We start from the raw sequence: 23,572 nt of genomic DNA, 5'->3' as shown, positions 1-23,572 counted from the left end.
CGTCAGTCGCGATCCGGCGCGCCGGGCGGAAAGTGCCTGCGATAGGGCCGGGCCTCATCGACTGCCCGCGCGAAGGATGGCCTTGCCAGAAGCCGTGAGCGATAGGCGCCCGCATGCGGGAAACGGTTGCCGATCTCGTGTACCCAGTCGGCATAGAGGAGCGACGGGGCGGCCGCGCAATCGGCAAGGCTGAATTCGTCGCCGACCGCCCATTGCCGCCCTGTCATCGTGCCGTCGAGCCAGCCATAGGCGGTGTCCAGCATCTGGCGCGCATCCGCAACGCCGCGGGGATCGCGATCCGCCTCCGGCCTGATCTTGTCGAAGACGATCTTCTGCATCGGCGTCATGATGTAATTGTCGAAGAAGCGATCCATCATGCGCACGTCGAGCGCTGCCCGCCGATCCGCCGGAAGGAAGCGCACCGGGCCGGAATGCGCAAGGTCCAGATGCTCGATGATGATGCTGGATTCGACGAGCGTGCGGCCCTCGTCGACCAGCACGGGAAACCGCATCAGCGGCCAGAGCGCCTTCAGCTCCTCGGCTGCCGCAGGGTCCTCGAGTCCCAGCATCCGATAGGTGAAAGGCGTGCCGTTCTCGTAAAGCGCGGTGAGCACTTTCTGGCAATAGGACGAGAACGGGTGCGCGTAGAGCGTGGGCTTCATCGCTTCCTCCCTTGACTGATTGCGATTTGCAATCAGTCAAGGGATAGCAAGAGAATTCGGCTTTCGCAAGCTTGCGGTGCCAATGTCTCAGACGTAGCGGTTGACGATGTTTTCGAGCAGCTCCTGCCGGCCCGATTTCGGCTGCGGCTCGATGCCTTCCTTCAAGACGCGCGCCGAGATCTCGTCCAGCGTGCGCTTGCCCGAGAGCATCGCCTGTGCTTCCGCGTCGTTCCAGCCGGCATAGCGCTCGTCGAGCGGCTTGGACAATGCCTCGTCCTCGATCATCTTGGCCGCGGCCTTCAAGCCGCGCGCGCAGCAATCCATGCCGCCGATATGCGCGATCAGCAGATCCTCGGGGTCGAGCGACTGGCGGCGCAGCTTGGCGTCGAAATTGGTGCCGCCGGTGGTGAAGCCGCCGGCACGCAGCACCTGATAGTAGGCCAACGCCATTTCCGGCACGTTGTTGGGGAACTGATCGGTGTCCCAGCCCGACTGGTAGTCGTTGCGGTTCATGTCGATCGAACCGAAAATGCCGAGCGCGTCGGCCAGCGCCAGCTCATGTTCGAAGGAATGACCGGCGAGGATGGCGTGACCCTGCTCGATATTGACCTTGACCTCCTTCTCGAGCCCGTACTTCTTCAGGAAGCCGTAGACGGTCGCGACGTCGTAGTCGTACTGGTGCTTGGTCGGCTCCTGCGGCTTCGGCTCGATCAGGATGGTGCCCTTGAAGCCGATCTTGTGCTTGTAGTCGACGACCATCGACAGGAAGCGGCCCAACTGGTCGAGCTCGCGCGAAAGATCGGTGTTGAGCAGCGTCTCGTAGCCTTCGCGCCCGCCCCACAGCACGTAGTTCTCGCCGTTCAGCCGCTTCGTCACGTCGATGCAGCTCTTCACCGTGGCGGCGGCGTAGGCGAAGACGTCCGGATCGGGATTGGTGGCCGCGCCCGACATGTAGCGGCGATTGGAGAAGAGGTTCGCCGTGCCCCAGAGCAGCTTTACCCCGGTCTTCTCCATCTTGCCGGCGAAATAGTCGGCGATCTCGTCGAGCCGCGAGATGCTTTCCGCGAGCGTCGCGCCTTCCGGGCGCACGTCGGCGTCATGGAAGCAGAAATAGGGCGCGCCGAGCAGCGAGAACATCTCGAAGGCGACATCGGCCTTCTGCTTTGCCAGATCCATCGTTTCGCCAAACCACGGCCGCTCGAAGGTCTGGCCGCCGAACGGGTCGCCCCCCGGCCAGGTGAAGGAGTGCCAATAGGCGACGGCGAAGCGGAGATGGTCCTCCAGCCGCTTCCCGGCCACGACTTCATCCCTGTCGTAGAAGCGGTAGGCCAGCGGATTGGTCGAATCCGGCCCCTCATAGCGGATCGGCCTGGTGTTGCCGAAGAAGCCTGTGCTCATGTCTGGTACTCCCTGTAGATCAACTATGGCGCGACGATATCTGCGGCGCTCATTCAGTCACCTTGCGTATCGCCGGATAAAGCGCCCGGTAGCGCCGGTAGGCGTCGTGATAGGCCGACGACAATCCCGCGTCGGGCTCGATCGTCTCGGCTGTCGGGGGTGCCGAACAGACGGCAAGCGGGTCCGCCTTCTCCGCCGCGATCAGGCCGAGGCGCGCTGCGCCGAAAGCGGCGCCGAAATCGCCGTCCGCCGGTATGTCGACCGGAATGCCGAGCGCGGTGGCGACCGCCTTCAGCCAGTAGCGGGAGCGCGAGCCGCCGCCGATCGCGGTGACGCGGGAAAGTCCGGTGCCGGCGGAACGCAAGGCCTCCATGCTGTCGCGGACGGCGAAGGCCACACCTTCCAGAACCGCCTGGGTGAGGGCGTCGCGGCCGGTCTCGTGAGCGAGGCCGGTGAAGGAGCCGCGAATGACGGCGTCGTTGTGCGGCGTGCGCTCGCCGGAAAGATAGGGCAGGAAGGTCACGCCTGTCGGCGCGCGCAACTCCTCGCCGAGCTCCTTCGTCAGTTCGCCGGCGCTGCGGCCGGTGATCGTGCTCAGCCAGTTCAGGGAATCCGTCGCCGACAGGATCACGCCCATCTGGTGCCAGGTCGCCGGCAACGCATGGCAGAACGTATGCACCGCGCTTTCCGGATTGGGCAGATAGGCGCCGTTGGCGGCAAAGAGCACGCCGGACGTGCCGAGCGACACGAAGGCGTGGCCCGGCTGCACGGTGCCCATGCCGCAGGCGGAAGCCGCATTGTCGCCAGCGCCGCCGGCGACCGTCACATTGCCTTTCATGCCCCATTCGGCGGCCAGTTCCGCCTTCAGCGTGCCTGCCGGGTGCGTGCCTTCCACCAGCGAAGGCATATGGTCGACATCGAGCTCGGTCGCGGCCAGAAGCTCGTCCGACCATGTGCGCCTTTCGACGTCGAGCCAGGAGGTTCCGGCCGAATCCGACATTTCGGAGATGTGCTCGCCGGTCAGCCAGAAACGCAGATAGTCCTTCGGCAGAAGCACTTTCGCGACCTTCGCGAAGACGTCGGGCTCGTTGTTCCTGATCCAGGCGAGCTTCGGCGCGGTGAAGCCGGGAAAGACGATGTTGCCGGTAATCCCGCGGAAGCGCGGGTCGGCGTCGAGGGCGGCCGCTTCGGCATGGCTGCGCGTGTCGTTCCATAGGATGCTGGGGCGCAGCACCTTGCCTGCGGCGTCGAGCAGCGTCGCGCCGTGCATCTGGCCGGAAAGGCCGATGCCGTTGACCGTTGCAAGCTCGGCCGGATGCGACAGCTTCAGCGCGGCAAGCGCGTCCTGCGTGGCGCGAATCCAGTCCGCCGGCGTCTGCTCCGACCAGCCCGGATGCGGCCGTGAAACGTCGAGCGAGCCGGTCGCGGTGGCGATCGCCTTCTGATTGTCGTCGATCAGCAGCGCCTTCACGCCCGACGTGCCGAGGTCGATTCCAAGATACATTTTCGCCTTTCCTCCCGATCGGCCATGCTGACGCGGCCTGGCTGCGACCGCCATCCTCCCCGCCGGCAAACGTCTTCTAGCAGATAGTCCGGCGCCGAGTCGCTATTTATTTCGACACTCGCAAAAAATACCGCGCGAGCGGCGGTCGGGTCAAGGCGGCTGCGCCGGCGCGACGCTATTCCGCCGCCTGGAGATTTTCGGCACGTCTCACGAAGAGCCGGGAAAGCGGGCTATCGGGCCGGGCGTCGTGACGCTCGGCGGCGAGTGCGGCGGCAAGCCCACGGGCGCCCGCGCGGAAGGCCGCCTCGATCAGCGTCAGGTCGAGAACGTCGCGCTGCGCATGGCTGCCACCGAAGCGATGCGCGATGCTGCGGATCGGTTTCAGGAGCCGGACCGTTTGGGCGTAGTCGCCCTCGGCAAAGGCGAGGATCGCCTTTGTGACCGGATTGCCGACATCGCGGGTGAAGGCGGCATTGTCGTCGTCGCGGGCGATCGCTTGGACCTGCGCGGCGAGAAGCCTCCGAGCCAGGTCGTGCCTTCCGGCACCCACGAAGGCCATCATCGCGTGCGCGTCGTTGAAAGCGTAGTTGGCGGCATCTGCCAACGGTGCCCAATTCTCCGCGAGCGCGGTCCAGCGGCCGCCGACATCCGCGCCGGCCAGATGGAGCCGCCAGAGTATCGCCGAGGCGTCGACCATGTTCAGCGCGAGCTCCGAGCGCGAGCCGAAGATCGGCCCGTCGAAGAGCGAGAGCACTTCGTCCGTCTCGCCGAGCTCGAAATGGTAGAGCGCCAGGTGCCACCAATTGTGGACCTGCAGGAAGCTTTCCTTCGTCCAGTTTTCGGTATTGGCCCGCATCCAGGCGATGCCGTCGCGCTGGCGGCTCTGCATTTCCATCACATGAGCGACAGCGTGCTGGGCCCAGCCGTCGCGCGGCTCCAGCTCGACGGCGCGGCGGCCCTGGACCTCGGCGCGGGCATAGTCGGCGGTCTCCTCCAGCCCGAAAGCGTGCATGCCCAGGATCGCGTGATAGCCCGGCATCGACATATCCCAGCGTGGCAGGGCGCGCGCGATGCGATCGCGCAGCATGCGCGCGTTGCCGGTGAAGAAATCGATCTGATGGCCGGCCTGTAGCGCGAGCGCATCGAGAGGATGGTCGATCGTCAGGTCCTCGAGCAATTCACCGGCCTTGTGCCAGTGGCCGGCGGCAAGCTCGCCAAGGGCCGCGACGTGGCGCCTTTCGCGCTCGGTGGCGGGGAGGGCGGCGGCCGCGTCGAAACAGGCCCGCGTCACCGGTTGGGCGGCGCGTTCGGTGGAAAGTCCGTAGAGATATCCCTTCAGCACATGCGCCATGACGAAGCCCGGATCGAGTGCCAGGGCCTTGTCGAGCGACGCGACCGGATCGCCGATGAAGCATTGCAGGCCGCGCAGCGCCTCGTGATAGGATGCGAGGCTCCGTTCGCCGGCGCCGCTCACCGGAAGGTCGAGGATATCCCTGTGAGGCAAGTCTGCGGGCTCCGTGTCGGCTTCGAGCTCAGACTATCGGAATCCGCGCCATGGCTCCAACGGGAAAGTAGGAACGACGCGGAGGACATCCGACAGCGGGAGAACGATCGGGTGCTTCGTCGGCTCGGTGGCGCAAAGTCGGCTTTTCACGCTACTCTGCGCCAAGAGGAAATAGAGCAGATCAAGGAGCCCCGGTTATGGCATTGGATGGTGTGCGTGCGCTGGTTTTCGACGTGTTCGGCACCGTCGTCGACTGGCGGGGCGGCGTGGCCCGGGAAGCCGAGCCGTTCCTGGAGCGGCATGGTGCGGAAGAAATCAATCCCACGGCATTCGCCGATGCGTGGCGACGCCTCTATTCCCCCGCGATGGAGGAGATACGCAGCGGCCGCCGGCCTTTCACGCGGCTCGACGTGCTGCATCGGGAGAATCTCGAAGCGATACTGCCGGAGTTCGGGATCGACCCCGCCTCGGTGCCGGTTTCCGCGCTGGACGAACTGAATCTGGCCTGGCACAGACTGGATCCGTGGCCGGACGCGGTGGCCGGTCTCACGCGGCTGAAAGCCCGCCGCATCATCGCGCCGCTCTCGAACGGCAACATCATCCTCATGCTCGACATGGCGAAGCGCAGCGGCATTCCGTGGGATGCGATCCTCGGCGCCGAGGTCGCGCAAGCATACAAGCCGATGCCGGAAGCATATCTTCGCACGGCCGACGTCCTGGCGATGAGGCCGGAGGAAATCTGTCTCGTGGCCGCTCACAACGACGATCTTGCGGCAGCCCGGGCATGCGGATTGCGAACGGCCTTCGTCCCGCGTCCGACCGAGCACGGACCGGCGCAGACCACGGATTTGCACGCTGATGGGGATTGGGACGTGGTGGCCGGGGATTTCATCGAATTGGCCGAGCGGCTTCAGTCCTAGCCCGGCTCAAGAGGCTGACGCGGCGCTCTATTGCACCACGAAAAAATCCTCGATCGAGGCGGCGGCCTTGCGCAGGCGGGGAAGGAATTCGCGCTCCATCTCCTCGACGGAATGCCGCGCCGATTGGGTGGAAACGTTGATCGCGGCGACGAGCCTGCCCGAGCGGTCGCGGACCGGCACGGCGAGCGAGCGCAGGCCGATCTCCAGCTCCTCGTCGACCGCGCAATAGCCGGCGGCGCGCGCGCCGGCGATGATCTCGGCGAGCTTGCCGCGGTCGGTCACCGTCTTGACCGTGTTCGGCCTTATCCTCGCGCGGGCCAGGAACGTTTCGAGCTCTGGCTCGGGCAGGTCGGAGAGGAGGACCCGGCCCATGGCCGTGCAATAGGCCGGTAGATGCGCGCCGACGTGAAGTTCCAGGCTGACGATGCGCGGGCCCGCGACCCGCGCCACATAGACGACGTCCTCTCCGGAAAGGATGGTGGCCGAGCAGGATTCCTGCAATTCGGCTGCCGTGCGTCGCATGATTGGCTCGGCGAAACCCCAAAGCGACGTGCCCTGCAGCCATGTATGCGCCACCGAGAGCAGGCGCGGCGACAACGTGAACAGCCGCCCGGTCTGCGTCGCATAGCCGGTTGCCGCCAGCGTAAGCAGAAAGCGCCGTGCTCCGGCGCGGGTCAAGCCCGCCTTCTCGGCCGTTTCGGTGAGTGTCAGCCCCGCCGGATGGGCGGCGAGAATCTCCATTACACCGAGCCCGCGCTCCAGCGAGCCGACGAGGTCGCGGGGGGTCTCCTCAGCGCGCATGGACACGCCTCCAGAATCCGCGCTTCCGACCGGCAGGCCAGATTGACTTTTCGACGACGATCATGTGAAAGTATCGCATATAAAACAAATGTTCGCAATACGAACTTTTGATGTTTATGGCGGCGAGACGCGCTGTCGTGGTCGACGGCAGGATGGGTGAGGATCAGCAATGAACAAAATCAGTCCGAGCGTGGAGGATGCGGTTTCCGACATCCGGGACGGCATGGTGGTGATGATCGGCGGATTCGGCGGGGCGGGCGCGCCGATCGAGCTCATCCATGCGCTTGTCGAACGCTATAAGAAAACCGGATCTCCGGGCCGGCTTACCGTCGTGAACAACAATGCCGGCAATGGGGCGGTCGGCATCGCGGCGATGATCTATGCGGGGATGGTCGCCAAGATGGTCTGCTCCTTCCCGCGGTCCTCCGACCCGAAAGCCTTCACGGAGCGGTACCTGGCCGGAGAAATCGAGCTCGAGCTGGTGCCGCAGGGAACGCTTGCCGAGCGCATCCGCGCCGGCGGCGCGGGCATTCCCGCCTTCTATACGCCGACGAGCTTCGGCACTTTGGTCGCCGAAGGAAAGCCGGTCGCGGAGTTCGACGGCCGAAAATACGTTCAGGAGCGCTGGCTGAAGGCGGACGTGGCTCTGATCAAGGCCGAGCTCGCCGACAAGAAGGGCAATCTCACCTACCACAAGGCGGCGCGGAACTTCTCGCCGCTGATGGCGACCGCGGCGGCGGTCACGATCGTACAGGCAAGCCGGATCACGGAACCGGGCGAGATCGATCCCGAGCATGTCGTGACGCCCGGCATATTCGTGAACCGGATCGTGGAAGTCGTGGATCCCAAGCAGGAAGAAGCTCTGTTGCGCGAGGTGACCAAGTGATGACGGCCAAACTGACGAATGCGCAGATCGCATGGCGCGCGGCGCAGGACATTCCCGACGGCGCCTATGTGAACCTCGGCATCGGCTTCCCCGAGATGGTCGCCAAGTTCAAGCCCAAGGGCCGTCAGGTCATCTACCACACGGAGAACGGCATTCTCGACTTCGGCGAGGCGCCGCCCGCCGGCGAGGAGGACTGGGACCTCATCAACGCGGGCAAGAAGGCGGTGACCCTCAATCCGGGCGCTTCCTTCTTCCATCACGCCGACAGCTTCGCCATGGTGCGCGGCAGTCATCTGGACGTCGCCATCCTGGGAGCCTACGAGGTCGCCGAAAACGGAGATCTGGCGAACTGGAGCACGGGGCCGGGCTCGGTCCCGGCGGTGGGCGGCGCGATGGATCTCGTCCATGGCGCCAAGCGGGTCTGCGTCATCACCGACCACACCACGAAGGACGGGCGGCCCAAGCTTCTCAAAGAGTGTCGCCTGCCTTTGACCGGCGTCGGCTGCGTGACGACGGTCTATACCAGCCTCGCCGTGGTCGATATCGTGAATGCGCGCTTCGTTCTTCGGGAGAAGCTGGCGACCATCAGCCTTGACGAGTTGCAGGCCTTGACCGAAGCCACGCTGGTGGTCGAAGGCACCGTCAAAGATCTTGTCGTACCGGAGGTTTGAACATGGCCGAAGCTTATATCTGCGACTATATCCGCACGCCCATCGGCCGCTTCGGCGGCTCGCTCTCCTCTGTCCGTGCCGACGATCTGGGCGCGATACCGCTCAAGGCGCTGATGGAACGCAACGCCGGCATCGACTGGGCGGCGATCGACGACGTGGTCTATGGCTGCGCCAATCAGGCCGGCGAGGACAATCGCAACGTCGCGCGCATGGCGCTGCTGCTGGCCGGCCTGCCGAAGGAAGTGCCGGGCTCGACGGTCAACCGTCTCTGCGGGTCGGGCATGGATGCGCTCACCATCGCGGCGCGCGCCATCAAGGCGGGCGAGGCCGAGATCATGATCGCCGGCGGCGTCGAATCGATGAGCCGCGCGCCCTTCGTCATGCCGAAGGCGGACACCGCCTTCTCGCGCAATGCGGAGATCTACGACACCACGATCGGCTGGCGCTTCGTCAATCCGTTGATGAAGAAGCAGTACGGCGTCGATTCCATGCCCGAGACCGGCGAGAACGTCGCCGAGGACTTCAAGGTCTCGCGCGCCGATCAGGACGCGTTCGCGGTGCGCAGCCAGGAGAAGGCGGTCGCCGCGCAGGAGAATGGCCGGCTCGCCAAGGAAATCACGCCGGTGACGATCCCGCAGCGCAAGGGCGACGCGATCGTCGTCGGCAAGGACGAGCATCCGCGCGCCGGCACGACCGTCGAGACGCTGGCCAAGCTGCCGACCCCCTTCAAGAAGGAGGGCGGCACGGTGACGGCGGGCAACGCCTCGGGCGTCAATGATGGGGCCGCGGCGCTGATCGTCGCCTCCGAAGCGGCGGTGAAGAAGTATGGCCTCACGCCGATCGCCCGCATTCTCGGCGGCGCGGCCGCCGGCGTGCCGCCACGCATCATGGGCATCGGCCCGGCGCCGGCGACGCGGAAGCTTTGCGCCCGGCTCGGCCTCACGCCGTCCGATTTCGACGTCATCGAGCTCAATGAAGCCTTTGCCTCCCAAGGCATCGCCGTGCTCCGCGAACTCGGCATTTCCGAGGACGCGGAGCACGTCAACCCGAATGGCGGGGCGATCGCGCTCGGTCACCCGCTCGGCATGTCGGGGGCGCGCATTTCCGGCACCGCGGCGCTGGAACTGCGCGAGCGCGGCGCCAAGCTTGCGCTGGCGACGATGTGCATCGGCGTCGGCCAGGGCATAGCGGTGGCGTTGGAACGGGTCTAACCCGCCAGCCAATCCTCGGTCTCGAGACCGGGAACGAGACGAAAGGCGCGGTCGCTCGTCACGAGCACCGCGCCTTTAGTCATTGCGTGGGCGGCAATCAGCATGTCGAGTGGACCCAGCGATATCCCTGCGCGCTGAAGTGAGGCTCGGAGGTTTCCGTAGGTCTGGGCCGCCTCGGATGTCCAGGGAAGCGCATCGATTTGTGCGAACAGTAGCGCGGCTGTGCGGGCAAGCCGGGTTGCCTCCGGCTTCTTCGCCAATCCGAATTCGATTTCGCCGCGTGTTATTGCCGAGACGCAGATTTCCTCGATGCTGGCAGCACGAAAGCGCGCTCTGACCGCTTCATTCCGGTCCGAAGCGATTACACCGAAAGTGTTGGTGTCGAGCATGAAGCGATGCGGCATCAGAAGACGTCTTCGCGCTCATGGACGCCTTGGTCGCGGTCCTGCATGAAGTCCGCCGGGAGATCGAGTTCGTCGACAAGGCGAAAGAATTCGTCCCAGGACTTGCCTGGCTTCCTCTCCGACAGAACCACATCGCCCGTCCGCGGATCGCGGCGGATATCGACCTCCTTGCCCTCGAAGCGGAACTCGGCGGGCAGGCGAACCGCCTGGCTTCGGCCATTCATGAAAAGCTTGGCTGTGGTGGCCATCGGGTAGCCTCCGCTCGTTGGTATATACCAATGATATATATCGCCACCGCAGTCTTCTCAAGTGGTCGGCATGCCGGTTCCAGGAATGCAGCTTGCCCGGTCGTTACGGAGATGCGTAATGTATGTTCCGGACCACAATGGCAGGATGCGTCCATGGCGTCTCAAAGCGGTTCGAAGACGGTCATCTACGCCGCGCTGGCCGGCAATCTCATGATCGCGGTGACCAAGTTCGTGGCGGCGTTCCTCACCGGAAGCTCGTCGATGCTGTCGGAGGGCGTCCACTCGCTGGTCGATACCGGCAATGGCGGCCTGCTGCTTTACGGCATGAGACGCGCGGCGCGCCCCGCCGACAAGACCCATCCGTTCGGGCATGGCCGGGAGCTCTATTTCTGGAGCTTCATCGTCGCGCTCCTGGTCTTCGCGCTGGGCGCCGGCGTCTCCTTCTACGAAGGCGTGATCCACATTCTCGATCCGCATCCGGCGGAGAACCTGACCGTCAACTACGTGGTGCTCGGTCTCGCCGTGCTTTTCGAAGGATTTTCGTGGCGCGTGGCGCTCAAGGAGTTCCAGAGCGTCAAGGGCAAGATGGGCTATCTGGAAGCCGTGCACAAGAGCAAGGATCCGAGCGTCTTCACCGTTCTCTTCGAGGACACGGCAGCGTTGCTCGGCCTGTTCTTCGCCTTCGCCGGCATCACGGCGGCGCACTATTTCGACATGCCCGAGCTCGACGGCGCGGCGTCGATCGGCATCGGCTGCATTCTCGGCGCCACCGCGATCCTGCTCGCGCGTGAGAGCAAGAGCCTGCTAATGGGCGAGCCGGCCTCGCCGAAGGTCGAGGCCCGGGTGATCGAGGTCGCACGCGCCGACCCGGCGGTGGAGGCGGCCAATGGGGCGCTGACGGTCCATCTCGGGCCGACGCAGATCGTCGTCGGGCTGAGCATCGACTTCAAGGACGAGCTCACCGCGCATGAGATCGAAATCTGCGTGGAACGCATCGAGGCGGCGGTCAAGGAGCGGGTGCCGGAGGTCGTCGCTGTCTTCGTCAAGCCGCAGAAGAACGCGACCTGGATCAGCCGGCGCGAGGCGATCCTCGGCGATCCGCCGGCTTAGTTCAGCGGTATGTCGTTGTCCGATTTGGAATCCTGGTATTCCCCGGAAAGCGCTTCATAGCGCCTTGAGATCGCCTCGATCCGCCCTTGCAAGGCCATCCGGTCGCTTCCGGGAAGCTCGCGTACCATCTTCCGCAACGCGAAGCTCTTCCAATAGGCGTTCTCGGCATTGTAGCCGCCGGGATCGAGCGTGAAGACTTCCTTCAAAATCTTGAGATCATGCGGAATGGCGAAGCTGTCGCGCGAGTCCTCATGGCTGAAGAGATAATAGAAATTGTCGAAGCCGGTCCAGGTAATCGCCGAAAGGCAAAGCGAGCATGGCTCGTGCGTGGAAAGGAAGATGCAGTCCTTCGTGTCCGGCCGATCCGCCTTCGGCAGCTCGTAGAAGCGCTTCAGGGCGTGCATCTCGCCATGCCAGAGCGGATTCTCGATCTCGTTGTTGGTCTCGGCCATCACCACCGACAGATCGTCCTTGCGCAGGATAGCGGCGCCGAACAGCTTGTTGCCGCGGGCCACGCCTGCTGCCGTCTTCGGCGCGATGTCGTTCTCGATCACGTCGAACAGGCGCCGGATGAGCGGGATATCGGTCACGGCTCGAATCCTTCCGGAAGGCGGATTTCGTAAGGCTCGTCGAAGAAATGCTCCTCGAGATTGGAGCCGTCGCCGCCACGGTCGACGACCAGGAAATCCTGCGCGGCGCCGATCGGCGTCAGCACGCCGTGCCAGGTGTTGCGCGGATAGCTGACGCCCTGACCGGGCCGGGTGACGAAGGCATGCGGTTCGCCGGGGCCGTCCTCGGTGTCGTGGCAGACGACGACGAGGAAGGGAGCGGGCGACAGCGGCATGAAGGCCTGGCTGCCGAAGGGATGGCGCTCGACCATCGAGAGCTTCAAGGGAAACTCGTATGGCGTGCCCTTGAAGATGGAGACCAGGACGCGCGCATTCGGCCCTTCCGCCTCGACCTTCGCGAGATCGTGGTAGCGCTCGGTCCTGCCGTTGTTGATGGCGAAATGGTTCGGCCAGTCGGTGTCGAGCACGTCACCGAACTCGGCGAAGGCTTCGCGGGTGAGGGAGTGGGCGGTAATGATGCGGGTCATGATGCAACCGCTCGTCCTGGTCTGATTGGTTGGCTCCCCATGCTGGTGGGCAGCGAGAGCATTGGGATGATTCTACCGTCTCGAGGGGTTGGCTGTTCCCAGCTTCATATGCCGGTTCACGTCCTTATAGAGCAGGTATCTGAACTTGCCCGGACCGCCGGCATAGCAGGCCTGGGGGCAGAAGGCGCGCAGCCACATATAGTCGCCGGCCTCGACCTCCACCCAGTCCTGGTTGAGCCTATAGACCGCCTTGCCCTCCAGCACGTAGAGCCCGTGTTCCATGACATGGGTTTCGGCAAACGGGATCACCGCGCCCGGCTCGAAGGTGACGACCGTCACATGCATGTCGTGGCGCAGATCCTCGGGATCGACGAAGCGGGTCGTCGCCCATTTGCCTTCCGTGCCGGGCATTGGGGTTGGCGCGATCTCCGCCTCGTTGACGAAGATCGGCCGTGGCGCCTCGATGCCTTCGACCTTCTCGTAGGCTTTCCGGATCCAGTGGAAGCGGACGGGTTCGCGGCCCTCGTTGCGCACCGACCATTCGCTTGCCGGCGGGATGAAGGCATAGCCGCCCGGCACCATGCGGTGGCTTTCCCCGTCCAGAACGACAGTCAGCTCGCCCTCCACCACGAAGAGCACGCCTTCGGCGCCTTCGTCCGGCTCCGGCCGGTCGCTGCCGCCGCCGGGCGCGACTTCCATGATGTATTGCGAGAAGGTCTCGGCAAAGCCGGAGAGCGGCCGCGACAGGATCCAGGCCCTGGTCTTCTCCCAGAAGGGCAGGCAGCTCGTGACGATGTCGCTCATCACGCCCTTGGGGATGACGGCATAGGCCTCGGTGAAGACGGCGCGGTCGGTGAGCAATTGCGTCTGTGGCGGCAGGCCGCCATGCGGGGCGTAGTAGGTGCGGGCGTTCATCCCTGAGGTCCTTTGTTGTCCTGCCGTCAGGCGGGCAGAATGTCCTTGAGCCGCAGCAGCGCGATTCGCTCCACCTGGCGGCAGGCGGCGGCGAATTCCTCCTCGCGGCCGTTGGCGATGCGTGTTTCGAAGGCGGCGAGTATCTCGTCCTTCGTCTTCCCCTTGACCGCGATGATGAACGGGAAGCCGAATTTCTCGACATAGGCCGCATTGAGATTGGTGAAGGCCTCGCGCTCGGCATCCGTCAGCGCGTCGAGACCGGCGGACGCCTGCTCTCCGGTTGATTCCTTCGTCAGGCGCTTCGCCTGCGCGAGCTTGCCGGCAAGATCCGGATGCGCCTTGAGAACGCCGAGCCGTTCATCCCCGCTCGCCGAGCGGAAGATGCGGGCGAGCGCATTGTGCAACCCGCCGGCTGAATCATGCGCCGGACCCAGTTCCAGGCCATGCGCACGCTGGGCGATCCACGGCGAATGCTCGAAGACGCCGCCGAATTTCGCGATGAACTCCTCGCGGCCCATGCGGCTGGGGCGCAGCGGCGCGGGCCGGTAGGGGTGATGCTCGATCCAGTGGTTGGCGATGTCGATGCGGCGCGCCAGCCAGACGTCGTCATGACCTTTTACGTAATCGATGAAGCGCCGCAGGGCGGCGGCGCGGCCGGGCCGGCCGATCAGCCGGCAATGCAGGCCGATGCTCATCATGCCGCCGCGCCCGGTTTTGCCCTCGGCATGAAGCGTGTCGAAGGCATCCTTCAGATAGGCGAAGAACTGGTCGCCCGAGTTGAAGCCCTGCGCGGTGGCGAAGCGCATGTCGTTGGCGTCGAGCGTATAGGGAATGACGAGCTGCGGCGGGATCGCGTTGCCGTGCCCGTCATGGTCGAGCCAGTAAGGCAAGTCGTCGTCATAGGTGTCGGAAATCCAGGTGAAGCCGCCCTCGGCGGCGGCAATGCGTACGGACCAGCACGAGGTGCGGCCGAGATAGAGCCCGGTCGGGCGTTCGCCGACGACTTCGGCATGGAGGCGGACGGCTTCCAGGAGATCGGCGCGCTCGGCCTCCTCCTCGTGGTCGCGGTAGTCGATCCATCGCAGCCCGTGCGAGGCGATTTCCCAGCCGGCCTCCTGCATCGCCGCGACCTGATCCGGCGATCGGGCAAGCGCCGTCGCCACGCCGTAGACGGTGACTGGAACGTCCGCCTCGGTGAACATGCGGTGCAGCCGCCAGAAGCCGGCGCGCGTGCCGTATTCGTAGATGGATTCCATGTTCCAGTGGCGTTTGCCCGGCCAGGGAGCGGCGCCCACGACTTCGGAAAGGAAAGCTTCGGAGGCCGCGTCGCCGTGAAGGATGCAGTTTTCGCCGCCTTCCTCGTAATTGACCACGAACTGCACGGCGACGCGCGCGCCGCCCGGCCATTTCGGGTCGGGCGGATTCGCGCCGTAACCGCGCATGTCCCTCGGATATCGCTTCAGCTCGCTTGCCACGCCGGTCGGTCCTTTCCTCGGCAGCAATTGCCCTATTTATCTTCAGAATAATCGAAACGGAGTCCCGAACATTCCCCTTCAAAAATTTGAAAGTCTTTTTGCGGGGTTTCGGAACGCCCAGGACTTATGCAATGCAAATATTTGCCGCACAATCGCCGGCCGGTGAAGAAGGATAACAAGGGGAATATGCCGATGGCAGGAGGCGGGCGCCTGACCACCCACGTGCTGGACACCGCGGCCGGCAGGCCGGCGGCGGGGCTGACGATCGCGCTCTACCGCGTCAGCGGCAACTCGCATCGCAAGCTCAAGGATGTGGTCACCAATGCCGACGGGCGCTGCGATGCGCCGCTCCTGGAGGGCAAGGCCTTCCAGGCCGGCCAGTACGAGCTGGTGTTCTTCGCCGGCGACTACCTGCGTGCGAATGGCACGGCGCTCGCCGAGCCCGCCTTCCTCGATCAGATTCCCATCCGTTTCGGCATTTCGGAGGAGGGGCACTATCATGTCCCGTTGCTTCTCTCGCCCTACGGCTATTCGACCTACAGGGGCAGCTGAGGAGAACATGGCCCGCCGCGAGCTCCGCTTCCTCTTGAACGACGAGCAGGTCGCATTGTCCGATATCCGGCCGGACGAGACGCTGCTCGACTATCTGCGGCTCACCCGCTCGCTGCGCGGCACCAAGGAAGGCTGCGCGGAGGGCGATTGCGGCGCCTGCACGGTGCTCGTCGGCAGGCTGGTGGATGGCGAGCTCGTCTATGAGAGCGTGAACGCCTGCATTCGTTTCCTGGGCTCGCTCGACGCGTGCCATGTCGTCACGGTCGAGCATCTGAAGGGCAGCGACGACGCACTCCATCCGGTGCAGCAGGCGATGGTCGATTTCCACGGATCGCAATGCGGCTTCTGCACGCCCGGCTTCGTGATGTCGCTCTACGCATTGTGGATGCGTGCGCCCAACCCCAGCGACGAGGCGATCGAGAAAGCGCTGCAGGGCAATCTCTGCCGCTGCACCGGCTACGAGGCGATCATGCGCGCCGCGCGCGCGGTTTCCTCCTATGGCGATGCCGGCAAGGACGCTCTGGCCACGGAGCGCTCAGCCGTTGCGGCGCGCCTTGCCGAATTGCGCGATGGTGCCCGCGTCGAGATCGGCACCGGCAAGGACCGTCTGATCGTCCCCGCGACCATCGACGATTTCGCCGAGGTGCTGGAACGGGAGCCGGGGGCGACGATCGTCGCCGGTTCGACCGATGTGGGCCTGTGGGTCACCAAGTTCATGCGCGAAATCTCGCCCGCCGTTTTCATCGGCGGCATCGAGGAGCTCCGCTCGATGTCGGAGAAGGACGGCATCATCACCATCGGCGCGGGCGTCAGCTATTCCGAGGCCCACCGTCTGCTGCGGGCGAGGATACCGTCGCTCGGGCCGCTGATCGACCGCATCGGCGGCGAGCAGGTCCGCAACATGGGCACGATCGGCGGCAATATCGCCAACGGCTCGCCGATCGGCGACACTCCGCCGCCGCTGATCGTGCTCGGCGCCACGCTGACGCTGCGCAAGGGCGCGGCGCGCCGGACGATCGCGCTCGAGGACTTCTTCATCGATTACGGCAAACAGGATCGTGCCGCCGGCGAGTTCATCGAGGCCGTGCATGTGCCCGTTCCGGATGCCGGCACGCATTTTTCCGCCTACAAGGTCACCAAGCGCCGCGACGAGGACATAACGGCCGCGCTCGGGGCCTTCAGCGTCTCGGTTGGAGCGGACGGCAAGGTCGCCTTCGCGCGGATCGCCTATGGCGGCATGGCGGCGACGCCGAAGCGCGCGCGCGCGGTGGAGGCCGCGCTCGTCGGCAGGCCGTGGGAAATCGCGACGATCGAGGCGGCGATGGAGGCCTATCGCACCGACTTTACCCCGATCTCGGACATGCGCGCCTCGGCCGAATACCGGATGCTGGCGGCGAAGAACCTGCTCAAGCGGTTTTATCTGGATACGACCGGGACGACGACGCCGATCACGGTCAAGCGGTTCGAGGCGGTTTGATGAGAAATACGATCTCTGCGCCCCCTCCACCGCAATCGTCTTGCTCTCCCCGCTCCCGGGACGAGCGCAATCTTTGCGAGGTTGGGCCATGAACAAGCACGCCTCGACCGGCCTCGGCGCCGCGAGAATCTCCGGCGGAGTGGCGACCGACCAGAAGCATGATTCCGCGCGCAAGCACGTCACCGGCGGCGCGGTCTATATCGACGATATGCCGGAGCCCGCAGGCACGCTGCATGCCTGCCTCGGCCTTTCGACCGTGGCGCACGGCACAATCCGCTCGATCGACCTTTCGGCCGTGCGCGCCGCGTCCGGCGTCGTCGACGTCATCACCGGCGAGGACGTGCCGGGCGAAAACGACATATCGCCCTCCGGCAAGCATGACGAGCCCGTTCTGGCGACCGGCAAGGTCGAGTTCCACGGCCAGCCTATCTTTGCGGTCGTCGCCCGCACGCGCGAGGAGGCGCGGCGCGCCTGCCGGCTTGCCAGGATCGACTATGACGAACTGCCGGCGCTGCTCGATATCGACGGCCTCGACCCAGGCGGCGATCGGCTCGTCACCGCGCCCTTGACGCTTCAGCGTGGCGATGCGACCGCGGCAATCACGGCCGCGCCGCGGCACGTGGCTGGGCAGATGCGCGTCGGCGGACAGGACCATTTCTATCTCGAGGGCCATATCGCCATGGCGGTGCCGGGCGAGGACATGGATGTCACCGTCTTCTCCTCGACCCAGCATCCGAGCGAGGTCCAGCACATGGTGGCGCATGCGCTCGGCGTGCCGTCGCATGCGGTGACGATCGAGGTGCGGCGCATGGGCGGCGGCTTCGGCGGCAAGGAGACGCAGGCCAACCAGTTCGGCGCCGTAGCCGCCATCGCGGCGAAGCGGCTGGGACGCGCGGTCAAGATCAGGCCCGATCGCGACGACGACATGGTCGCGACCGGCAAGCGCCACGATTTCCTGATCGACTACGAGGTGGGCTTCGACGACGAAGGCAACATTCTCGGCGTCGACTTCACCTATGGCGCGCGCTGCGGCTTTTCCTCGGACCTTTCCGGTCCGGTGACCGATCGGGCTCTGTTCCATTGCGACAATGCTTATTTCTATCCGGCGGTGAAGGCGCGCTCTGCGCCTTATTACACCAACACGGTCTCCAACACTGCCTTCCGCGGGTTCGGCGGACCGCAGGGCATGATGGGCGCGGAGCGCATCGTCGACGAGGTGGCCTTCGCGCTCGGCAAGGATCCGCTGGAAATCCGCAAGCGCAATTTCTACGGCAGGAACGGCGATGAGGGACGCGACGTCACGCCCTATCACCAGACGGTCGAGGACAACGTCGTTCATCGCATCGTCGAGGAACTGGAGGCGAGCGCCGACTACAAGCGCCGCCGCCGCGAGATCGAGGCCTTCAACGCCAACAGCGGGATCGTCAAGCGCGGCATCGCGCTGACGCCGGTGAAGTTCGGCATCTCCTTCACCGCCACTCATTTCAACCAGGCCGGCGCGCTGGTTCATGTCTACACCGACGGCTCGGTGCATTTGAACCATGGCGGTACCGAGATGGGGCAGGGGCTCTACGTCAAGGTCGCGCAGGTGGTGGCCGAGGAGTTCCAGATCGATCTCGACCGGGTGAAGATCACCGCGACCACCACCGGCAAGGTGCCGAACACCTCCGCGACGGCGGCCTCCTCAGGCTCCGACCTCAACGGCATGGCTGCACGGAACGCCGCGCGGCAGATCAAGGACCGGCTGTGCGACTTCGCCGCGAGGAAATACGGCCTGCCCAAGGACCAGATAAAGTTCCTGCCCAACCGGGTGCGCGTCGGCAATCAGGAAATTCCCTTCGCCGAACTGATCCGCGAGGCCTATATGGCGCGCGTCCAGCTTTCGGCGGCGGGTTTCTACAAGACGCCGAAAATCCATTGGGACCGCGACAGGGGCGCGGGTCGCCCCTTTTACTATTTCGCGTATGGCGCGTCTTGCTCGGAGGTGTCGATCGACACGCTGACCGGCGAATATATGGTGGAGCGTAGCGACATACTCCACGAGACCGGACGCTCGCTCAACCGCGCGATCGATCTCGGCCAGATCGAGGGCGGCTTCGTGCAAGGCATGGGCTGGCTGACGACGGAAGAGCTCGTCTGGGACGAGAAGGGCAGGCTGCGCACGCACGCGCCTTCCACCTACAAGATCCCGCTCGCCTCCGACCGGCCGAAAATCTTCAACGTCGCGCTCGCCGACTGGGCGGAGGCGCACGAGCCGACGATCCATCGCTCCAAGGCGGTCGGCGAGCCGCCCTTCATGCTGGCGATGTCGGTGTTCCACGCGCTGTCCGATGCGGTGGCGAGCGTGGCCGACCACCGGATCTGCCCGCGCCTCGACGCGCCCGCGACGCCGGAGCGGGTGCTGATGGCGGTGGAGAGATTGCGTGGAGAGACTGGAAAGTAGGCGCGGCTCGTTGATGAGGCTATGCTTGCGGCCATGACGTCGTCCCACCTTTCCGCCTTCTTCGCCGTCTCGCCGGCCGCCGCGCTGGTCGAGGTGGCGGAAGCGAGAGGCTCGACGCCGCGCGAGAAGGGCGCCTGGATGCTGGTGTCGCCAGACGCGATCCTCGGAACGATCGGCGGCGGCCAGCTCGAATTCATGGCGATCGACAAGGCGCGGGAGCTGCTGGCGGACGCAGCAGCTTCCGCACGGGCGGGCATGGCCAGTCTCTCCATTCCGCTCGGCCCGGAGATCGGCCAATGCTGCGGCGGGCGGGTCGAACTCGCGATCTCGCCGGTGGACAAGGCGAAACGCGCGGAACTTCTAGAAAGGGAGAGCCGTGAAAGCGCGGGCCGTCCGCATGTCTATCTCTTCGGCGGCGGCCATGTGGGTCACGCGCTTGCGGCCGCCCTCGCATTGCTGCCGGTAAAGACGATGGTGGTGGAGACGCGCGCGGCCGCGCTGGAGGGCGTTCCGGCTACGGTCGAGACATCGCTGACGCCGGTTCCGGAGGAGGCGGTGCGCGCAGCGCCGCCCGGCTCGGCCTTCATCGTGCTCACCCACGATCACGCGCTCGACTTCCTCATCGTGGCCGAGGCGTTGAAGCGGGACGATGCGGCCTATGTCGGCATGATCGGCTCCAAGACCAAGAAGGCGACGTTCCGGAGCTGGTATCTAAAGGAGGCCGGCGGCAGCGAGGAGAGGTTCATGCGCCTCGTCTCGCCCATCGGCGGCGCCGGGGTCGACGACAAGCGGCCCGCGGTGATCGCCGCGCTAGCCGCGGCCGAGGTGATCCAGGCTTTTTCGCGCGTTCGCGCAGTAAATCCACGGTAGTGGTAAAAACGACGATAGCCGTGTGCTTTCGGAACTTTGAAGCTCGCAAATAGTTGGATTGGGGAATTCTCGAAGGAGGTTTTTCCAATGCACGGGATTATTTACCTCATCGGCCTCGTGGTCGTCATCATGGCCATCCTGTCCCTGCTCGGTCTTCGCTAGCAGGCAACGCACGGTGGTCCTTTTCACGCGCCTGGGAGGCAGGAATGACGAACATCCAACCCGCGAATGACGTGGACGCCGTCGTCGTCGGCGACGACGACAGATCCTATATCGACTGGCCGGCGATATTCGCGGGCACCGTGCTCGCGACGGCCATTTCATTCCTGCTCCTTACGTTCGGCTCGGCCATAGGCCTCTCCATGAGCTCCGCGGAAGCAGGGGAGGGCATGTCGCTCTTCTGGATGGCGATCGTGGCCGCCCTCTGGCTCCTGTGGGTGCAGATCTCGAGCTTCCTGGCGGGCGGCTATGTGGCGGGGCGGATGCGCCGCAGGCATGGCGACGCGACGGAATATGAATCCGACGTCCGCGACGGGGTGAACGGCCTCGTGGTATGGGGTCTCGGGTTGCTCGTCAGCGCCTTCATCGCTTTCTGGGGCATCGGCGGCACCGTTTCCACCGCGACATCGGCCATCGGCGCGGCAGGGTCCGTCGTGACCCAAACGGCCGACCGGTTCGGAGTGGACACGCTGCTCGTCGACCGCGCGCTGCGCGGCGGCCCCAATGCCCAGCCGATCGACGAGGGAACGCGCGAGGAGGTCGCCAGAATGCTCGCGACCACGCTGGGCGACGGCGAGTTCGATGCCGGGGACCGCAGCTATCTCGTGTCGGTGGTTGCCACCCGGGCGGGCATAGAGCCCGCCGAGGCGGAGCAGCGCATCGACCAGATCGTCGAGCAGGCGCGCGACACGGCCGAGACGGCACGTCGCGTGGCGATGATCACGGCTTTCATGGTCGCCGCCTCGCTCGCCGTCAGCGCCGCCGCCGCTTATTACGGAGCGACGCTCGGTGGCAACCATCGCGACAAGCAGATGGTCGTCGAAGGCTGGTACAAGCCTTGGTAGAGGGGCCCTGGCAAAGGGCCGTCGGCGGGCGCGAGGAGGCTCAGCGCCCCGCCAGCAGGTCCCGGATCATGCGCTGGCAGCGCTCGGCCATGAAGTCGAGCAGAAGCCGGACCTTCGGATCCTGGAAGTTCTTGTGCGGATAGACCGCGGCGAGTTGGACCGGCAGCGGCGGCGTCTGCGGCAGGATGATCTTCAGCCGCCGGTCGCGGATGAAAGGTTCGACATCGAAGCGCGGCTTGTTGACGATGCCGCGTCCGGCGAGTGCCCAGCCGGTGAGGACGTCGCCGTCGTCGGAATCGAAGGGGCCGTGCACCTCGAATTTCTGCGGACCGTTCTCGGTCGTCAGCGTCCAGAAGAATTCGCGGGCGCCAGGAAAGCGCAGGAGCAGGCAATCGTGCTTCCGGTCGACCAGGTCCTGCGGCTTTTCAGGCTCGCCGCGTGCCGCCAGATAGCTCGGCGCAGCGACGAGGACGCGCTCGCAATCCAAGATGCCGCGCATGCGCAGGCTCGAATCCTCCAGGAGGCCGAGCCGGAAGGCGACGTCGATGCCTTCCTTCATGATGTCGACATTATGGTCGGAGAGGCGCAGCCGCACCTCGATGTCGGGATATCTGTCGCGGAATTCGGGAATGCCCGAGGCGATCAGGCGGCGGCCGAGGCCGAGCGGGGCGGTCACCCGGATCGTGCCGCGCGGCTGGCCTGAAAGCGCGCTGACGGCGGCTTCGGCCTCCTCGACCGCCTCGAGCACGCGTTTCGCGCCTTGATAGAAGGCGCGGCCGTGCTCGGTCGGCATCAACTGGCGCGTGGTGCGGTTGAAAAGGCGCACGCCGAGATGCTTCTCCAGCTCCTTGATGCGGTTGGAAGCCACAGCTGGCGAAATCCGCATGTCGCGTCCGGCGGAGGAAAGATTGCCCAGTTCGACCACGCGGACGAAGACGGCGATATTGTCGAGATAGGCCATGTTTCTCCGGCGGGCGGTTGGCTGGCAGGACCCGCATTATTTTCCAGAATTTTTTGAAAGTCATCGCGCATCTCACCTCTTTCGGTTTGAACTGGAGCCCGTAAAGTCGGAGCGTCGAGGGGTGAGGGACCGAGCATGTACGATTTCGCGGTTTTCTGGGACTGGCTGAGCTTCGCGGCGCGCTGGCTGCACGTCATCACCGCCATCGCCTGGATCGGCTCGTCCTTCTATTTCATCGCGCTCGATCTCGGCCTGCGCCAGCGTTCCGGCATGCCGGAAGGCGCCCATGGCGAGGAATGGCAGGTCCATGGCGGCGGCTTCTACCATATCCAGAAATATCTGGTGGCGCCGGCGCAGATGCCGGAGCACCTGACCTGGTTCAAATGGGAATCCTACGCCACCTGGCTGTCGGGCTTCGCGCTTCTCGCGATCGTCTACTATGCGGGCGCCGACCTCTACCTCATCGACCGCAACGTGCTCGACGTGTCGGCGCCGGTCGCCATCCTCATCTCGCTCGCCTCCATCGGGCTCGGCTGGGTGATCTACGACCTTCTGTGCAAGTCGCCGCTGGGCAGGAGCGACACCGGCCTGATGCTGGTGCTCTACGCGGTGCTGGTCTTCATGAGCTGGGGCTACACGCAGCTTTTCACCGGGCGGGCGGCGTTCCTGCATCTCGGCGCGTTTACCGCGACGATCATGTCGGCCAACGTCTTCCTGATCATCATCCCCAACCAGAAGATCGTCGTCGCGGATCTGATCGCCGGCCGCAAGCCCGACGCGAAATACGGCAAGATCGCCAAGCAGCGCTCGCTGCACAACAATTATCTCACCCTTCCGGTCATCTTCCTGATGCTGTCGAACCACTATCCGCTGGCATTCGGCACGCAGTTCAACTGGGTCATCGCCTCGCTGATCTTCATCATCGGCGTGCTCATCCGGCATTATTTCAACACGGTGTACGCGCGGAAAGGCAATCCGCACTGGACGTGGCTGGCCGCGACGCTGCTGTTCATCGTCATCATGTGGCTGTCGACCGTGCCCAGGGCGCTGACGGGGGAGGACAAGGTTTCCGCGGTCGGAGAGACCTTCATGGCGTCGACGCATTTTCCCGCCGTCCGCGACACGGTGATGGGCCGCTGCTCGATGTGCCACGCGGCCGAGCCCGGCTGGGACGGCATCCATTTCGCGCCGAAGGGCGTGAGGCTCGACACCGATGAAGCCATCGCCGACCATGCGCGCGAAATCTACCTGCAGGCCGGACGCAGTCACGCCATGCCGCCCGGCAACGTTTCGTCCATGACCGCGGCCGAACGCGCGCTGCTGGTGACGTGGTTCGAGGAGGCGAGGAAGTGATTTTTTCACTCATTGCGAACACGTACACGCCGCAAGCGCGTCCGGGA

Annotated in this window: 23 protein-coding genes; 11 read left to right on the top strand and 12 right to left on the bottom strand. The window is 65.1% G+C overall.

Features of this window, described 5'->3' with window-relative positions:
* Positions 1 to 2: 2 nt before the first annotated feature.
* The 4 genes from XW59_RS14345 to XW59_RS14330 form a co-directional block, all read right to left on the bottom strand.
* Positions 3 to 662 carry a glutathione S-transferase family protein gene (locus XW59_RS14345; protein ID WP_047145988.1) on the bottom strand — a complete coding sequence of 220 codons (660 nt, stop codon included), beginning with the start codon at positions 660 to 662 and terminating at the stop codon, positions 3 to 5.
* Positions 663 to 749: 87 nt separating this feature from the next.
* A complete protein-coding gene (gene xylA, locus XW59_RS14340) occupies positions 750 to 2,060 on the bottom strand; it encodes a xylose isomerase (RefSeq protein WP_047145987.1) in 1,311 nt (436 codons plus the stop codon).
* A 49-nt stretch (positions 2,061 to 2,109) separates the two neighbouring features.
* Positions 2,110 to 3,564: a xylulokinase gene (gene xylB / locus XW59_RS14335; RefSeq protein WP_047145986.1), complete on the bottom strand. Its 1,455-nt coding sequence runs from the start codon at positions 3,562 to 3,564 to the stop codon at positions 2,110 to 2,112.
* Positions 3,565 to 3,739: 175 nt separating this feature from the next.
* Complete coding sequence (locus tag XW59_RS14330) at positions 3,740 to 5,053, bottom strand: tetratricopeptide repeat protein (protein ID WP_246666097.1); 1,314 nt, start codon at positions 5,051 to 5,053, stop codon at positions 3,740 to 3,742.
* A gap of 212 nt (positions 5,054 to 5,265) precedes the next feature.
* Here XW59_RS14330 and XW59_RS14325 point away from each other — a divergent pair, with 212 nt between their 5' ends.
* A complete protein-coding gene (locus XW59_RS14325) occupies positions 5,266 to 5,988 on the top strand; it encodes a haloacid dehalogenase type II (protein WP_047145984.1) in 723 nt (240 codons plus the stop codon).
* A 27-nt stretch (positions 5,989 to 6,015) separates the two neighbouring features.
* On the opposite strand, the gene XW59_RS14320 is transcribed toward XW59_RS14325, so the two are convergent.
* On the bottom strand, positions 6,016 to 6,789 hold the full coding sequence (locus XW59_RS14320) for an IclR family transcriptional regulator C-terminal domain-containing protein (protein ID WP_047145983.1): 774 nt from the start codon (positions 6,787 to 6,789) through the stop codon (positions 6,016 to 6,018).
* A 169-nt stretch (positions 6,790 to 6,958) separates the two neighbouring features.
* On the opposite strand from XW59_RS14320, the gene XW59_RS14315 reads away from it, so the two are divergent.
* The 3 genes from XW59_RS14315 to pcaF are packed head-to-tail and all read left to right on the top strand — an operon-like array spanning position 6,959 to position 9,557.
* Positions 6,959 to 7,675: a 3-oxoacid CoA-transferase subunit A gene (locus XW59_RS14315; RefSeq protein ID WP_047145982.1), complete on the top strand. Its 717-nt coding sequence runs from the start codon at positions 6,959 to 6,961 to the stop codon at positions 7,673 to 7,675.
* Positions 7,675 to 8,346: a 3-oxoacid CoA-transferase subunit B gene (locus tag XW59_RS14310; protein WP_047145981.1), complete on the top strand. Its 672-nt coding sequence runs from the start codon at positions 7,675 to 7,677 to the stop codon at positions 8,344 to 8,346. The genes XW59_RS14315 and XW59_RS14310 overlap by 1 nt, the downstream gene beginning before the upstream one ends.
* Positions 8,347 to 8,348: 2 nt before the next feature.
* Positions 8,349 to 9,557: a 3-oxoadipyl-CoA thiolase gene (gene pcaF, locus XW59_RS14305; protein ID WP_047145980.1), complete on the top strand. Its 1,209-nt coding sequence runs from the start codon at positions 8,349 to 8,351 to the stop codon at positions 9,555 to 9,557.
* Here the strand turns inward: pcaF and XW59_RS14300 are convergent.
* Complete coding sequence (locus tag XW59_RS14300; protein WP_047145979.1) at positions 9,554 to 9,961, bottom strand: type II toxin-antitoxin system VapC family toxin; 408 nt, start codon at positions 9,959 to 9,961, stop codon at positions 9,554 to 9,556. The genes pcaF and XW59_RS14300 overlap by 4 nt on opposite strands.
* The gene (gene vapB / locus XW59_RS14295) at positions 9,961 to 10,209 is read right to left on the bottom strand and encodes a type II toxin-antitoxin system VapB family antitoxin (RefSeq protein ID WP_047145978.1); all 249 of its coding nucleotides are present in this window, start codon (positions 10,207 to 10,209) and stop codon (positions 9,961 to 9,963) included. Before vapB ends, XW59_RS14300 begins: the two co-directional genes overlap by 1 nt.
* A 153-nt stretch (positions 10,210 to 10,362) precedes the next feature.
* On the opposite strand from vapB, the gene XW59_RS14290 reads away from it, so the two are divergent.
* Positions 10,363 to 11,319: a cation diffusion facilitator family transporter gene (locus tag XW59_RS14290; protein ID WP_047145977.1), complete on the top strand. Its 957-nt coding sequence runs from the start codon at positions 10,363 to 10,365 to the stop codon at positions 11,317 to 11,319.
* Here the strand turns inward: XW59_RS14290 and XW59_RS14285 are convergent.
* The 4 genes from XW59_RS14285 to puuE form a co-directional block, all read right to left on the bottom strand.
* Positions 11,316 to 11,909, bottom strand: a complete 594-nt coding sequence (locus tag XW59_RS14285; protein ID WP_047145976.1) for a nucleoside deaminase — start codon at positions 11,907 to 11,909, stop codon at positions 11,316 to 11,318. The two genes, XW59_RS14290 and XW59_RS14285, sit on opposite strands and share 4 nt — an antisense overlap.
* A complete protein-coding gene (locus XW59_RS14280) occupies positions 11,906 to 12,415 on the bottom strand; it encodes an ureidoglycolate lyase (RefSeq protein WP_047145975.1) in 510 nt (169 codons plus the stop codon). The genes XW59_RS14285 and XW59_RS14280 overlap by 4 nt, the downstream gene beginning before the upstream one ends.
* Positions 12,416 to 12,487: 72 nt before the next feature.
* Entirely contained in the window at positions 12,488 to 13,330 is an 843-nt protein-coding gene (locus XW59_RS14275) for a bifunctional allantoicase/(S)-ureidoglycine aminohydrolase (protein ID WP_047145974.1), read from the bottom strand.
* A 26-nt stretch (positions 13,331 to 13,356) separates the two neighbouring features.
* The gene (gene puuE, locus XW59_RS14270) at positions 13,357 to 14,772 is read right to left on the bottom strand and encodes an allantoinase PuuE (protein WP_047146077.1); all 1,416 of its coding nucleotides are present in this window, start codon (positions 14,770 to 14,772) and stop codon (positions 13,357 to 13,359) included.
* A gap of 219 nt (positions 14,773 to 14,991) precedes the next feature.
* On the opposite strand from puuE, the gene uraH reads away from it, so the two are divergent.
* The 5 genes from uraH (at position 14,992) to XW59_RS14245 (ending at position 21,211) form a co-directional block, all read left to right on the top strand.
* Positions 14,992 to 15,357 carry a hydroxyisourate hydrolase gene (gene uraH, locus XW59_RS14265; protein ID WP_082137609.1) on the top strand — a complete coding sequence of 122 codons (366 nt, stop codon included), beginning with the start codon at positions 14,992 to 14,994 and terminating at the stop codon, positions 15,355 to 15,357.
* A gap of 7 nt (positions 15,358 to 15,364) precedes the next feature.
* Positions 15,365 to 16,834, top strand: coding sequence for a xanthine dehydrogenase small subunit (gene xdhA / locus XW59_RS14260; RefSeq protein WP_047145973.1), 1,470 nt, complete (start codon positions 15,365 to 15,367; stop codon positions 16,832 to 16,834).
* Positions 16,835 to 16,922: 88 nt separating this feature from the next.
* Positions 16,923 to 19,277, top strand: coding sequence for a xanthine dehydrogenase molybdopterin binding subunit (gene xdhB / locus XW59_RS14255; RefSeq protein ID WP_047145972.1), 2,355 nt, complete (start codon positions 16,923 to 16,925; stop codon positions 19,275 to 19,277).
* Between the two features lie 33 nt (positions 19,278 to 19,310).
* Positions 19,311 to 20,147 (top strand): xanthine dehydrogenase accessory protein XdhC, encoded by an 837-nt coding sequence (gene xdhC, locus XW59_RS14250; protein WP_047146075.1) that lies wholly within the window; start codon positions 19,311 to 19,313, stop codon positions 20,145 to 20,147.
* 206 nt (positions 20,148 to 20,353) lie between these two features.
* Positions 20,354 to 21,211, top strand: a complete 858-nt coding sequence (locus tag XW59_RS14245) for a hypothetical protein (protein ID WP_052958170.1) — start codon at positions 20,354 to 20,356, stop codon at positions 21,209 to 21,211.
* Positions 21,212 to 21,251: 40 nt separating this feature from the next.
* Here the strand turns inward: XW59_RS14245 and XW59_RS14240 are convergent, their stop codons facing one another.
* The gene (locus XW59_RS14240; RefSeq protein ID WP_047145971.1) at positions 21,252 to 22,172 is read right to left on the bottom strand and encodes a LysR family transcriptional regulator; all 921 of its coding nucleotides are present in this window, start codon (positions 22,170 to 22,172) and stop codon (positions 21,252 to 21,254) included.
* Between the two features lie 135 nt (positions 22,173 to 22,307).
* Between XW59_RS14240 and XW59_RS14235 the strand changes: the two genes are divergently transcribed.
* Positions 22,308 to 23,525, top strand: coding sequence for a urate hydroxylase PuuD (locus tag XW59_RS14235; RefSeq protein WP_047145970.1), 1,218 nt, complete (start codon positions 22,308 to 22,310; stop codon positions 23,523 to 23,525).
* Positions 23,526 to 23,572 lie beyond the last annotated feature (47 nt).

The sequence above is a fragment of the Aquamicrobium sp. LC103 genome (assembly GCF_001014615.2).
Lineage (GTDB): Bacteria > Pseudomonadota > Alphaproteobacteria > Rhizobiales > Rhizobiaceae > LBCQ02.
Note: the sequence above shows the minus strand (reverse complement) of the source record. Positions and strands in the feature narration are given on the sequence as shown.